The sequence below is a fragment of the Bacillus sp. AM1(2019) genome (assembly GCF_009906915.1).
GTDB lineage: Bacteria > Bacillota > Bacilli > Bacillales > Bacillaceae > Bacillus > Bacillus velezensis.
Genome location: NZ_CP047644.1, coordinates 1595135 through 1607414, shown reverse-complemented (window position 1 = coordinate 1607414; position 12280 = coordinate 1595135). Strand labels below are relative to the sequence as shown.

The window sequence follows — 12280 nt, the reverse complement described above, 5'->3', positions numbered from 1 at the left end:
TTACGCCTCCTTCATTCCGATAAAGGACATCATGCGTCCCGTTTTTCCTTTGTCGCGGCGGTGTGAAAAGAATAGTTCACGCTCTCGTTCGGTGCATAAACCGCTGACTGAAATGTTTTCTTCCGGAATGCCGCAATGTATCAGAAGAAGACGGTTGACCTCTTTTAAATCAAGCTGATACTGGCCTTTTTCCGTTTCGCATATGGCGGATTCAGCCGTAAAAGTCAGCGCCCGCACTTCATTGATGACGCGGTCGTCGACTGTATAGCTTCCCGCGCTGATGGACGGACCGATGACAGCCTGAATATCTGTTAAACGGGAGCCTTCTTCGTTTACCCAGCGTTCCGTCATGATGCGTCCGATTTGTTTGACCGTCCCCTTCCATCCGGCATGGGCAGCGCCGATAATGGATTTCACCGGGTCATAAAAATACAAGGGCACACAGTCCGCAAAACAAAGGGCCAAAAAAAGATTCGCATCTTTCGTGTAGAGCCCGTCCGTCCCGCGTAATGCGGAAGAATAGTCTCTCGCTCCTTTTCCTTTATCCCCGGCTGTCACGCGCCGGACGCGGTTTTCATGTGTCTGGTCGGCGAACACCCAGGAATCCAGATCAGTACCGCATAAGGACGCTATGACTTCACGGTTTGTCACAACATCATGAGCTTTGTCCCGGACGTGCAATCCGGTATTTAATGACTCATACGGAGGATTGCTGACACCGCCGTTTTTCGTTGTGAATCCGGCGATGACCTTTGTGTTAAGCTGATTCACACAGTTCCAGTCTTCTATCATGAGTGCCGAGGGGGTGGTAAGACTAAACGGGTGATATGTATTCATGGAGATCCAACCTTTCGACAAACATTAAAAAAGCGTAATTTCCCACTCATTTTAACACAATTTTAAGCATACGTTTAGCGGCTGATTGAAAAATGAGATAAATAAATGTGCCGGAAACATTGAGATTTCCGGCTTTTTACAAGTAAAGGGAGGATTACGCTCCCCCCTTTGGTTCGTTTACACGCACTAAGATGACATCTTCCCCAATTTTAACTATATTTCGCCAAGGAATGATCATTTCCTCTTCTTTTCCGAAAAAACCGAGAACTTTTCCGCTGCCGCCTAAAATAATCGCCTGAATTTTTCCCGTTGTCACGTTAATATCAATATCACCGATGCTTCCGAGTTTTTTTCCGTTCGACACGTTTACCACATCTTTTATTTGAAATTCAGATATGCTGATCATCCGTATCACGCCCTTTGCCCGTTCTTTTTCCTATTATATGAACGGCCGGGCTGAACCTTGTCACATCGGGCAATCTTTTTTGCGGCTGCACCAGCCGAGGATAAATCTCAGCATAATTTTCGTATAGTCCATAAGCTCATCAACGGACACTTCCTCGTTTACGGAGTGGGCGTTTTTTAAATCGCCGGGACCGTATATGACGCTCGGAATCCCGGCATGATAAAGCCACCCTCCGTCAGTTACGGTTTGGGAAACATCAATGACGGGCTCCTGTTTTTTGACGGCTGAGTGTGATGCAGCCAAGACAGAAACTGCCGGATGGTCCGGGTCGATTTCCAGCGCCGGGAACACCTCTCCTCTGTCTTCAATCATCGAAGATCCTCCCCATTTGAACACCGGCCTGTTTTCTTTGAGCCACAGATCACTGTCAGCGACACGATTAATATAGTCTTCGATTTCTGCGGCTGCTTGTTCGTGCGTTTCGTTCGGATAAAAGTGGACGGTGATCCATAACCGGCATTCATCGGCGACAAACGCTGCGTGTCTTCCGCCTTCAATGACGGCGGGGTTGATCGTATTGGTGCCGGGCGCAAAGCCGGGATAGCTTTTCGTTACCGCCCAGTGGCGCTCCAGCTCTCCCAAGGCAGCGATGATTTTCGCCATTTTTTCGATGGCGCTCGCTCCGAATGTGCCTCCGCCCGCATGAATCATATTGCGCCTCATGCCGTCATGAAATGTTTGTTTGCTTTTCAATTCTATCCAGCCGGTGATGACTCCGCCCTGCCCTTGAATATGCAGGCTGCTCGTATCCGCGACAACCGCAAAATCCGCGTGATAGCCGCGTTTGCAGCATTCCAGCGTCCCCGCCTCACCGACTTCTTCTCCGATTACAGACTGTACAATGAGGTCGCCCGGAAGCTCAATGCTGGCATCATGGATCAGCTTCAGAGAGAAAAGTACACACGCCAACCCCCCTTTCATATCAGCGGCGCCCCTTCCGATCAGCATGCCGTCTTTTACGATCGGCTGAAACGGGTCAGAGTGCCAGTCTTCGCCCCCGGCTTCTGCCACATCAATGTGTCCGTTTAAAATCAGGCTTTGATGCCTGCTTGAATCTGTCCCTTTTAAAACACCGACTACATTCGGGTCTTCCGGATACACATCCCACATATCGACCGAGCAGCCCGTTTCTTTTAAAAAGCCGGCCACCCACTTTTGGGCTTCTGCCGTATTTCTTGCTGGCGGGGCCGGAGTCGGAAAGGCTATCAATCTTTCAGCAATATGTATGAAGTCGTGCCGCCGTTTCTCCGCCTGGTGTAACAGCATATCAATCTGATGCATTGGAAATCTCCCCTTTGGCTGTATCAAAAAACCCATTTCATTCATGAAATGAAACGGGTAAAAAACGGATCTTCCTCCGCTTTTTTCACCGCTTCCCTCCGCCGGCATGATCCGGATCAGGTCCGTTAAGGGTTGAGACAAACGTCTCTCTCAGCCGCATGGCAGCACCCCCAGGGTGAATTTATGTTATTTTACGGATGATGCCTCTTTTGCACGTGTTAAAAACGGGCGGCCATTGTTCCATAAGACATTGACAGGCATATCGAAAAACGCAGTAAGGCGCTCGTCAGAAAGCATGTCCCTGATTTTCCCGGAGGCGAACACCTCGCCTTGTTTTAAAAGAAGCGCCTGATCAAATACCGGCAGAATTTCTTCAGCGTGATGGGTGACATAAAGGATGGACGGCGCATTTTCTTTTTCGGCGATCGACGTAATCGTGTCCAGCAGCTGCTCCCTTGCCATAAAATCAAGACCCGTCACGGGTTCGTCCAAAATCAGCAGTTCCGGATCAGCCATAAGCGCCCGCGCAATCAGCGCTCTTTGTCTTTCCCCTTGTGATAATGTTTCATACCGTCTGTCGGCGTAACCGATGGCGCCCAAATCCTTCAGAAGACCGATCGCTTTTTCCCTTACCTGCTCACTCGGAGTTTCGTACAGCCCGATTGAGGCGTACGCGCCGCTGAGGGCGATTTCAAAAGCGGAGTCCGCGGCATATAATTTGTGCTGAAGACCGGCCGAAACAAGGCCGATTTTCCTTCTGAGCCTGTCACCGAGCTCTGTTTTGCCGAATTGATGGCCGAGCACCTGCATCTCTCCTGAAGTGGGGAAGTAATAAGAGCATAACATGTTCAGCAAAGCCGTTTTTCCGGCTCCGTTTAATCCGTACAGCACCCAATTTTCGTTTTTCTCGACGCGCCAGTTAATATCTTTCAAAATCCATTTCCCGTTTCTTTTTAATGACACACTGTCCAGCTGTAAAATCATTGCGTTTCCCCCGTTTACTTTGTTTAAATTTTCTAAAAACTTTTACACATTAGAATACATCACTTTTTTGCAAACGTAAACCATCGCATGAAAAAAGCCTTTAAACAAGGTTTAAAGGCTTTTTCCGTTATTGATGGATATTCTTATTCATTTGTTTAATGGCTGCTTTTTCAAGCCTTGAGACCTGAGCTTGGGATATGCCGATTTCTTCAGCGACCTCCATTTGGGTTTTCCCTTGGAAAAAGCGCTTTCGCAAAATCATTTTTTCCCGTTCGTTCAGTCTTCTCATGCCTTCTTTCAGAGCGAGCTCCTCAATCCATTGTGTATCCTTATTGCGCTCATCGCTGATCTGGTCCATCACGTAAATCGGATCGCCGCCGTCATTATAAATCGGCTCAAACAGTGAAACCGGATCCTGGATGGCGTCAAGGGCAAACACAATTTCTTCATGGGGCACTTCAAGAACTTTGGCGATTTCCTCTGCTGTCGGCTCCCTGCTTGTCTCACTGATTAACCGCTCTCTTACTTGAAGCGCTTTATATGCGATATCGCGAAGCGACCTCGAGACGCGGATCGGATTATTATCCCGCAAATATCTGCGGATTTCTCCGATGATCATCGGTACAGCGTATGTTGAAAACTTAACATTATGGCTTAGGTCAAAATTATCAATGGATTTCATTAGTCCGATGCAGCCGACCTGAAATAAGTCATCAACATACTCTCCTCTGTTGTTAAACCTCTGAATGACGCTTAAGACAAGGCGCAGATTGCCGTTTACAAGCTTTTCCCTCGCTGAATCATCGCCCTCATCCTGTAATTGCCTAAACAGCTTTCTCATCTCTTCATTCTTGAGCACCGGTAATTTGGAGGTATCCACCCCGCAAATTTCGACTTTATTTCTTGACACGTTTTTCCCTCCCACTAGGAGCTGCTGTACAACGTTAAGTATCTCCTCGGGTGGGAAAAATATGCACCGCCATTTTACAGAAATAAACATCCGGCTTCGGCAATCCTTGCAGCAGTAAGGGCTGTCAGATGGAAAAAATTTTACACCATTTTGTTAAACTCTTTTCTCAGTCTTTTGATAATCCGCTTTTCGAGCCGGGAGATATAAGATTGTGAAATCCCCATCATGTCGGCTACATCTTTTTGTGTTTTTTCTTCTTCTCCGACAAGCCCGAAACGCAGTTCCATAATCTGCTTTTCTCTTTCGTTTAATTGCTCAAGCGCTTTTTTCAAAAGTTTTTTATCCACATTGGCTTCAATGTCTTTTGTAATAATATCATCATCTGTGCCGAGCACATCCGAAAGCAGCAGTTCGTTTCCGTCCCAATCAATGTTCAGCGGTTCATCAAATGATACCTCTGAACGGATTTTGTTGTTACGGCGCAAGTACATTAAAATTTCGTTTTCGATACATCGCGACGCGTAGGTGGCGAGTTTGATTTTCTTTTCCGGATTAAAAGTGTTTACCGCTTTGATCAAACCGATGGTGCCGATGCTGATTAAGTCCTCGATATTGATGCCGGTGTTTTCGAATTTGCGGGCAATGTAAACGACAAGACGTAAGTTTCTCTCAATCAGGATGGCCCGCGCCGCCTGATCCCCGCTCGGCAGCTTTAATAAGAGCACCTGCTCCTCTTCTTTAGACAAAGGCGGCGGCAGCGCCTCGCTTCCTCCTATGTAATATACTTCATCGCTTTTCAGTCCGAGTTTCATCAGCCATTTATACCACAAATATGTCAGACGCAGCTTAAGTTTTTTCATCTTCCTCCCCCTTCTAAATACAATGCATTTTGAGTATGATGAATAACAGACTTTTCGTCAGGAAACATGTTTTACAGCCTTCCCTGTCAGCATCTTCGGATGAACGATTCCGTCAAATTCACCGTCCGCGGATAATGGTTTCGTGCTGATGCCGATCAGGCATTTTTCACAAGCGATCATTTCGTCTTTTGTTAAAATCGTGACGTAATCCGGCTTTAAACAGAGTAAAAATTGATTGTCCTGGCCGACGCCCCTGTACGGAATCAGCCTCAGCTTATCCGCATGGCGGAACGAATCATCAAGCTGCTCTATCACTTCAAGCGGACTGGCGGATTTGATGAGGTCCGTTTCCTTTTCGCTGAGAATCGGAGCGAATTTGTCAATGCAAAGGATCATGACCGGCGTTTTCGTCAGCGGATCATACAGCTGATTCCCGGAATCCACCAATCCTTTCGCGCGGATTGTCTGTCCGCTGAATTCCGCCTGCACCATGACAAGTTCATCGTACTGAATGGACTTCGTCTCGATGTCTTCAATTCTCTTTTTCGAAAAAAACCATATGGCCGGAAATCCGATAACTACAAACATCCAGCTGATCGGGTCGCCGAATCCGGTCTGGCTTGTGACCATTACGCCTTGCTGCACAATTGATTCTGTCTGCAGCAGGGAATGTACGCCGATCATTCCCCCGCCGACGAGAAAAGTCGCGAAATAAAAGGCGAACAAATTTTGAAAAAAGTATCGGAACCGTTTAAAGCCAAAAGCCGTAAGCACGATGACTACTGAAAACGCCATTTTTCCCGCCGGATGCTCCACAAAGGGAGAAACAGGCGTAAACATCAGAAGCACAATGACTGACCCGATGAAACCGCCGGCGGCCACTCTTCTTTTTTTCACCTGGCGTTTTAAAATAAAGGCGGTCAATAAAAGCAAAAGAGAATCAAAACAAAAGTTCAACAGCCAAATGACATCCAGATAGATTTTCACATCTGACCCCTTTCCTCTTTTGTCTTACTTATCTGTTTCTCTCTCTTGTTTCATAAGTATAAAGCAAGCTCTGTGGGAAAGTCTGTCAATTAATGTTGAGGGTAAAGTACAATTTTTAAGGGATAACCGTTTTATTTGTCGAGGGCCGAAAGGGTTGATTTCCTATTGTCCCCTTCAACTAAAAAAGCGCTGCCGTGATTTGGCAGCGCTCTGTTTTTACTCATTGATATAAAGTTTTCCTTTAGCCGTCTGTCTCGTTTCATTTCCGTAGTCATCTCTTGCGATAACGTCAATTTTTGCTCCGCTTGCTTTGATGGAAGAAGTCGCCGTCCAGTAACCCTCATATCGTCCCGGAGAAATTTCTCTCAGCGGAAGCTCTGTTGCGTTTTGGCTCCCTGCCCGGGCGTTTGTCAGAGGCAGACGGATCACGAAGGAAGCGTCTAATTTCTTTCCGCTTGAAAAAGCGATTTTCACTGATTCTCCGGCTTTTAATTCCTTATCCGCTCCGGGAACCAATCCGGAAATGACGGGAGCATTGTAATTGACATCGATTACCGTCTTTTTCGTTGTTTTGTTACCCGCTTCATCTGAGGCCGTGACCTTGATCTCATTGCTGCCGTTTTCCAGAAGGGTTCTCGCTTGATAAGAACCGTTATTTACTTCAGCTTTTTTTCCGTTCACCTTTACCCATTTTAAATGGGCGTCGTGCACTTTTCCTTTTACAGTCACTGCTTCTTTATTTGTTTTATCACCGTTTGCCGGACTGTCAATCGTCACATCCGGCTTATCCTCATCTAGTATGACCGTGACAGGGCGTGACTCATCGGTTGACCCGCTGTCTGTCACAGATGCCGCCGTCAGCCGATTGGCATCTTTAGTGAGTGTGACATCGGCCTGGAAATTGCCGTCTGCATCTGCTTTCGTTTCAGCGGCGGTTTTACCGTTATTGGTAAGACGGACAGCGGTTTTTGGTGAAGCCGTTCCTTTCACCGTGATTGACTTTTTGTTTGTAAATGATCGGTCTTCAGGCGACGTTATGTCAGGCACAGAAGCTTCGTAGTCGACCAAAGCTCTGATCATATAGTTTCCGTCTGATTTATCGGCTTTTGACCAGCGGCCGTCGAGGTATTGCCAGTTTCTGTTCGAGTACGGACTGCCGTCATCAGATGACAGGGCAGGTGTATAAGGATCGGGTTTCGTCTGGCGGAACACAAGATAAAAATCCTTTCCTACCGCGATTCCTTTTGAGCTGAGATCCACTTTGGTCCATTCGCCGTTTCGAAGCGCTTCAGCTTGGAACGGGCCGGCAATTTTGCTGCCCGGAGCTCCATCAGGGCCGGATGCATCATATACTTCTGCTTGAAATTCGGTACCTCCCGGATCAGGCCAGTCTGCGCCCCAAAATTTAAAAAGGCCTCCCGTCAGCATACCGTGTTCTTTTCCGTCTTTAAGCGTCATCTTAACGGCAGATTTGCTGCCGGCTTTAAAATATGACAGCGCGGCTTCTTCTGTCCCGTTATCATAGGCAATTTCCCCTTCATAACCGATATACGGCTTAAGCTTGACGTTTTTTTCAGCATCCCCTTTGATGTCAACAGAAAATTCGCTATTGTAAAAGCCTTTTGCCGCTACTTTGATTGTGTAGGAGCCTTCGTACGCCTTAAGCGAATATTCCCCTTTATCGTTTGTCACCGCCGGTTTAATTGCGGCATCCTCAGCCACATAAAGCGCAGCCCCTTTTACCGGTTTACCTGTTGACTGATTGGTGATGGTTCCTTTTAGCGTGCCGGACGGCATTTGCTCCAGTGTAAAGTCTGCCTGTGCGGTTTTGTCTGATTGAATAGAAACTTGTTTCGAAGCGGACTTAAATCCGTAAGCCTCGGCTTTCAGCGTATAGCTTCCCGCCTTATGTGACAGGCTGTAGCTTCCGCTTGCAGGGTCGGAATATACGGATTTCCCCGTCTCGGAGACACTGATTTGCGCTCTGAGCGGCAGGAGGTTTGTTTCACGTTTCACTCTTTTTCCGGGTGATTTCACTGCCGGTTTGGCCTGTTTCGGACTGACGGCTTTTTTCTTCAGGTGGCCGGGAGGTGTTTGTCTTTTGTGTTTATTTTTTTTGGCCGCCTTGCCGAGAGGGCTGCTTGAAAGCCGGACATCATCGATATACCATCCGTCTTCATTCAGTACTTCGTCTGACTGCATATTAAACATGAGCTTTATGTTTTGGCCTTTATACGCAGATAAATCAGCCTCTTCATCGTTCCATCCTGCGGAGTCACCATTGTAAACGGCCGCCTGCTCCCAATTTGATTTTCCTTCCGGCAGAACGAACACATACCCGTAATCAAAAAATTCTTCGAGCTTGTGCCAGCTTTTAAATTGTAAAAACAGCCGTCCTGTTTCCGGAACTTGAATCGGAGGCATCACCAAATTCATGTTGGCTGAATCGGCATAAGGGCCGGACAGATTCGTCGCATACACTTTATCTCCGGAAAATGCGGCACCGGGCCCTGAACCCGGGATACCCCATTCCCATTGGTCATGTGTCCCGTAACTGGACCAGCCCGCCGGCTGTGATTCAAAATCCTCTTTGTATCCCGCCGTAACGCTCGGTTTCACGTCAGCCCGGTACGTATCAGATTCTACAGAATGACCTCCGAAATCTTTTATGGCCCATTTATAACTTATCTTGCTTCCCGTTACATCCGGTATTTCCGCCTGGTATGTTCCCTTTTTTTCATCACCGCTTTTTTGAACGGCGGCTGTCGTTTTCCACTCTCCTTCATCAAACTGATAGGAAAGGATGACTTCAGTTACGCTTACATCGTCTTCTGCTGTAACCGTCAACGGAAGGTTTGCCCCTTTGTAAGCCACTGAGACCGGTTCATGGTGAAAGCTGGGCGGATTGTGATCTTCGCCCGCAGAAGAGACCCTGCCTTCTACGCTTCCGATTCCGTCCGTTACGGCAGAAACGGCATCAAAAGCGTTAACGAGACCATGGCCGTAACCGTTATTCGGTGACTCCGGAAAAACGGAATCTGTCAGCTTTTCCGCGGTGCGCGTCAAAACGTCTTCCATTTCATCGACCGTAATAGAGGCGTTTGCCTGCCTTAACAAAGCCGCCGTCGCCGCCACATGCGGCCCGGCCATTGAAGTTCCGTCCCAGCCGCCTTCGTATGTTCCTCCAGGAATCGAAGAACGGATATTCACTCCCGGAGCCGAAATGTCCGGTTTTGTTTCATGATACGGTGAGGGGCCTTGAAGTGAGAAATCAGCGAGTTTCTTGTCGATGTCAGTCGCACCTGTCGCAAATGCTTCAGGATAATTGGCCGGATTCGCGATTGAACCCGGTCCTCCCGGTGTAAATAAGTCTTCATTTCCCGCAGAGAATTCCGGAAAAATCCCTGCCGCTCTCCACGCATTCACCATATCGCGGTACCACTCGTCCATTCCCGAACCGCCTGCCCAGGAATTATTAACAACATCCGGCGCCATCTCGGGATGCGGCGTGCCGTTTTTATCTTTAGGCGCGAGCACCCATTCACCGGCATCCAAAATATCGGCATCGGTTCCTCCGTCATCTGAAAATGCTTTTACTGCGATCCATTTCGCCCCCGGAGCCACACCGATTTGATTTGAGCCGTCAGGTTCTGAACCCGTCATGGTCCCTGTTACATGAGTGCCGTGTTCAAGATCATCGTAGGGAGCGTCTTTATGGGACACGGCATCATACCAGTTCATCTCATGATTCGGCTTTGCGGGATTTTCAGGATCGTAACCCCGGTATTTTTCCTTAAGCGCCGGATGATCCCACTGAACTCCCGTATCAATGGAGGCGACAACCGTGCCGGTTCCGTCGTATCCTGAGGCCCAGGCCTGCGGCGCATCAATTTGGCTGATATTCCATTCGATGCCTTCCTTTGCTTTGATCTCTTTTTGTTTTTTCTTCATTTGAAAAGGAGCTTTTGATTGTCGTTGAGTAAGCTGACGTTTTTCATTCGGAAGAACTTTTTCTACTTCAGGAAATGAGGCGGCTTTTTCCATTACCTCTTTCGAAGCAGTGACTGCCATTCCGTTGACAATATAATAGGAATGGATGTGATCAGCCTTGCCTTTCTTTTTTTGTTTTTCCAAATATGTTTTCAGATTCTGCTGCGCATCATGAGCCGCCAGTTTTAAAGAAGAAACGACGGCTGACCGCTTTTGATATTCGGTTTTTGCTGCGGAAAGCGATTGAGACTTGGCATTTTTTTCTGCTTCTTTGACCGCTTTTTTCGTATTGGCTTTCTCTTTAAATTTGATAAGAAACGTGACTTTATCATTTTTTTCAAAACGCTTCTTGACTGAATCGGAAATCTTATGCTGAATGCTCTTAGAGGAAGAAAGATCTTTGGTGAAAGAAACTGCTCCCGGTGTGCTGTTCGCTCCGGCTGCACCCGGAAACAACAGGGAACTGACGACAATCGCGCTTAAAACGGAGCCTGTCCATCTGTTTCTCGTTTTTTTCTTCAATCGTATCCCCCCTTATTTGGTAACACCCTATAAAATGTGTATCCCTCCTTCATAATTGGAATCGTTTGTCATTTTCGATGCTGTACGTTAAATGTAGACAATCTCCCATCCAGATATTGTCACATTCTGTAGAAAGCCGTATGAAACTAAAAAACAATCAATTCGTCATAGGTATAAAGTTGCTTTTTTCACTGTATAGATCATGGGGATAGGAAGGAAGACTGGCACAAAAAAGAAAAAGGACAAAACCATGTGGTCTTGTCCTTTTTTACATCAGCCGCGTTTGTTGCGGTTTCTTAAAAATGTAGGAATGTCGAGGGCATCATCCGCCGGCTGTGATGTATAGCGGTTCGCCGTGTTTTGATGCTGTGTTTCTTCTCGTTTCGGCTCACGTTTCGCAGCGTTTTGGCTTTGAGACTTCAATCCTTGGTTTAAAGTCGGGCGCTGCGGTTTTGAGTCATCTTTTTCCTGTTCGATAAAACCGGTCGCAATAACGGTGACGACGATTTCATCTTTCAGATTTTCATTGATAACTGAACCGAAAATCATGTTGACATCAGGGTCAGATGCAGAAGCGACGATGTCGGCTGCTTCCTGCACTTCGTAGAGGCTCAGGTTTGTACCTCCCGTAATGTTCATCAAAACACCTTGCGCTCCGTCGATTGCCGCTTCCAGTAACGGACTGGAGATCGCCTTTTTGGCGGCTTCAGCAGCACGGCTTTCGCCCGTAGCGATCCCGATACCCATCAATGCTGAACCTTTGTTGGACATGATGGTTTTGACATCGGCAAAGTCCAAGTTGATTAAACCAGGCGTTGCGATGAGGTCAGAGATACCTTGCACCCCTTGGCGAAGCACGTTATCAGCTTCACGGAATGCTTCAAGCATCGGTGTGTTTTTATCGACAATTTCAAGAATGCGGTCATTCGGAATAACGATCAGTGTGTCAACGGCTTCTTTCATTGCCGTGATACCGCCTGCAGCCTGCAGCTGGCGTTTTCTTCCTTCAAATGTAAACGGTCTTGTTACGACACCGACAGTCAAAGCGCCTAAGTCCTTTGCGATTTGCGCGATAACCGGTGCGGCTCCCGTTCCGGTACCGCCTCCCATTCCGGCTGTAACGAACACCATGTCAGCGCCTTTTAGCGCTTCTTCGATTTGTTCCTTACTTTCTTCAGCGGCTTTTTTGCCGACTTCCGGATTCGCACCCGCTCCGAGACCGCGGGTCAGCTTTTCCCCGATCTGCATTTTCACTTCCGCTTTTGACAGGTTAAGAGCTTGCGCGTCCGTGTTTACCGCAATGTACTCTACACCCTGTACTTCATTTTCAATCATTCGGTTGACCGCGTTATTACCGCCGCCTCCTACTCCGATTACTTTAATTGATGCTAAGCCGTCTATGTTTGTTTCGAAATCCAACATGCTAAATCCTCCTAATCTGCC

General features: G+C 47.5%; 9 protein-coding genes and 1 riboswitch. All 9 genes read right to left on the bottom strand.

Annotation, left to right across the window (positions count from 1 at the left end; genetic code table 11):
* Nucleotides 1–837, bottom strand: coding sequence for a peptidoglycan editing factor PgeF (gene pgeF, locus GNE05_RS08140; protein WP_253697297.1), 837 nt, complete (start codon nucleotides 835–837; stop codon nucleotides 1–3).
* A gap of 154 nt (nucleotides 838–991) precedes the next feature.
* Nucleotides 992–1243, bottom strand: a complete 252-nt coding sequence (locus GNE05_RS08135) for a YlmC/YmxH family sporulation protein (protein WP_003154415.1) — start codon at nucleotides 1241–1243, stop codon at nucleotides 992–994.
* A gap of 60 nt (nucleotides 1244–1303) precedes the next feature.
* The gene (locus GNE05_RS08130) at nucleotides 1304–2584 is read right to left on the bottom strand and encodes an acetylornithine deacetylase (RefSeq protein ID WP_160182652.1); all 1281 of its coding nucleotides are present in this window, start codon (nucleotides 2582–2584) and stop codon (nucleotides 1304–1306) included.
* A gap of 76 nt (nucleotides 2585–2660) precedes the next feature.
* Nucleotides 2661–2766: riboswitch (TPP riboswitch) on the bottom strand.
* A 4-nt stretch (nucleotides 2767–2770) separates the two neighbouring features.
* A complete protein-coding gene (locus tag GNE05_RS08125; protein WP_007611292.1) occupies nucleotides 2771–3568 on the bottom strand; it encodes an ABC transporter ATP-binding protein in 798 nt (265 codons plus the stop codon).
* A gap of 127 nt (nucleotides 3569–3695) precedes the next feature.
* Entirely contained in the window at nucleotides 3696–4478 is a 783-nt protein-coding gene (gene sigG / locus GNE05_RS08120) for an RNA polymerase sporulation sigma factor SigG (protein WP_003154420.1), read from the bottom strand.
* A 140-nt stretch (nucleotides 4479–4618) separates the two neighbouring features.
* Nucleotides 4619–5338, bottom strand: coding sequence for an RNA polymerase sporulation sigma factor SigE (gene sigE / locus GNE05_RS08115; RefSeq protein ID WP_007409714.1), 720 nt, complete (start codon nucleotides 5336–5338; stop codon nucleotides 4619–4621).
* A 57-nt stretch (nucleotides 5339–5395) separates the two neighbouring features.
* Nucleotides 5396–6325, bottom strand: coding sequence for a sigma-E processing peptidase SpoIIGA (gene spoIIGA, locus GNE05_RS08110; RefSeq protein WP_025649482.1), 930 nt, complete (start codon nucleotides 6323–6325; stop codon nucleotides 5396–5398).
* A 216-nt stretch (nucleotides 6326–6541) separates the two neighbouring features.
* Complete coding sequence (locus GNE05_RS08105; protein WP_160182651.1) at nucleotides 6542–10837, bottom strand: S8 family peptidase; 4296 nt, start codon at nucleotides 10835–10837, stop codon at nucleotides 6542–6544.
* A 273-nt stretch (nucleotides 10838–11110) separates the two neighbouring features.
* Entirely contained in the window at nucleotides 11111–12259 is a 1149-nt protein-coding gene (ftsZ, locus tag GNE05_RS08100) for a cell division protein FtsZ (RefSeq protein ID WP_160182650.1), read from the bottom strand.
* Nucleotides 12260–12280: the final 21 nt, after the last annotated feature.